Genomic DNA, 1511 nt, shown 5'->3' with positions numbered 1-1511 from the left:
CTCACCAGGAGTCGTGACGCGACACCCGTCCCCACAGAGAACCCGGACCACCGGGATCGACGAAAGGAATCGACATGGCACTGCTCGACCTTCAGACGATGGAGTCCGACGAGACCGCCAGCACCGGCGGCAACAGCACGCTGAGCCTGCTGTCCTGCGTGAGCGCGGCGAGCGTCACCCTCTGTCTCTGAGCACTGCCGGCAAACACGCCGGGCGGTCCCTCCCACTCGTGGAGGGCCGCCCGGCGGTCCGTCATTCCCCGTCGGAGGGCCCACCCGATGACGACCATCTCCCCCGACCGGCCGGCCCCGGCCGAGGACACCCCCTCGCCGCTGCGCGCGACAGTGCGCCGCACCCGGGCGAGCTGCGCGGTCCTGTTCCTGGTGGCCACGGTCTCGACGGGGCTCGGCGTGACCCTGCCCCTGGCCCTGGGGCGGGCTCTCGACACACTGCTTGCGCACCCTGACGGCACCGGCGCCCTGCGCTGGGTCCTGTGGTGCGCCGTCATCGTGCTGCTGCTCGCCGTCCTCGACGCCGTCGAGACCGTGCTGAGCGGATCCACCAGCGCCCGCGCCACGGCGTGGCTGCGACACCGGCTGACCGGGCATCTGCTCGCCGTGGGGCCACGCGCCGGGGAACGCTTCGGGTCCGGCGAACTGGTGGCCCGGATGGTCGGCAACGCCGCCCAGGCCGGCACCGCGCCCGCCGCCCTCGCCGCGCTGCTGGCCGCGCTCGCCGGACCGCTCGGAGCTGTGGTGGCACTCGGCCTGCTCGACCCGTGGCTGGCCGCGGTGTTCCTCGCCGGGGCGCCGCTGCTGGCCCTGCTGCTGCGGGCCTTCACCCAGGACTCCTCACGGTGTGTGGCCGACTACCAGGACGCCCAGGGGCGGATCGCGAGCGGACTCACGGAGGCGATCGGCGGAGCCCGCACCATCGCCGCGTGCGGGACGGCGGACCGGGAGGTGGCCCGGGTCCTGCGGCCACTGCCCGAACTCACCCGCGCGGGCCACCGGATGTGGCACGTCCAGGGACGCGCGGCGGCCCGGGCGGTCGCCCTGGCTCCCCTGCTGCAACTGGGGGTCGTGGCCGTCGCCGGTGTCCTGCTCGTCCGCGGCCGGCTGACCGTGGGCGAGATGCTCGCCGCCTCGCGGTACGCCGTCCTGGCGGCCGGGGTCGGCGTCCTGGTCGGCCAGTTGTCGGGCCTGGTCCGGGCCCGGGCGTCGGCCCGGCGCCTCGGTGAGGTCCTGGCCGAGCCGGTGACGGCGTACGGGAACCGCCGGCTGCCCCCGGGGCGGGGCCGGCTGGAGTTGCGCGGCGTCACCGCCCGGCGCGGCGGACGGACGCTCCTGGACGGCGTCGACCTGGTCGTGCCCGAGGGCGGCACCCTCGCCGTGGTCGGCCGATCCGGCGCGGGCAAGTCCCTCCTCGCCGCGCTCGCCGGGCGGCTGGCCGATCCCGACGAGGGAACCGTGCTCCTGGACGGCGTGCCGCTGCCCGAGCTGGACCACGAC

Annotated in this window: 2 protein-coding genes; both read left to right on the top strand. The window is 75.8% G+C overall.

Annotation, left to right across the window (positions count from 1 at the left end):
* The first annotated feature begins 74 nt into the window (after positions 1-74).
* Entirely contained in the window at positions 75-191 is a 117-nt protein-coding gene (locus tag STRTUCAR8_RS09995) for a SapB/AmfS family lanthipeptide (protein ID WP_044471953.1), read from the top strand.
* A gap of 87 nt (positions 192-278) precedes the next feature.
* Positions 279-1511: ABC transporter transmembrane domain-containing protein (locus STRTUCAR8_RS09990; protein ID WP_006375483.1), on the top strand; the 1233-nt coding region annotated here is incomplete at its 3' end.

Source organism: Streptomyces turgidiscabies Car8, from assembly GCF_000331005.1.
Classification (GTDB): domain Bacteria; phylum Actinomycetota; class Actinomycetes; order Streptomycetales; family Streptomycetaceae; genus Streptomyces; species Streptomyces turgidiscabies.
This window is presented reverse-complemented; position numbering and strand designations above follow the sequence as displayed.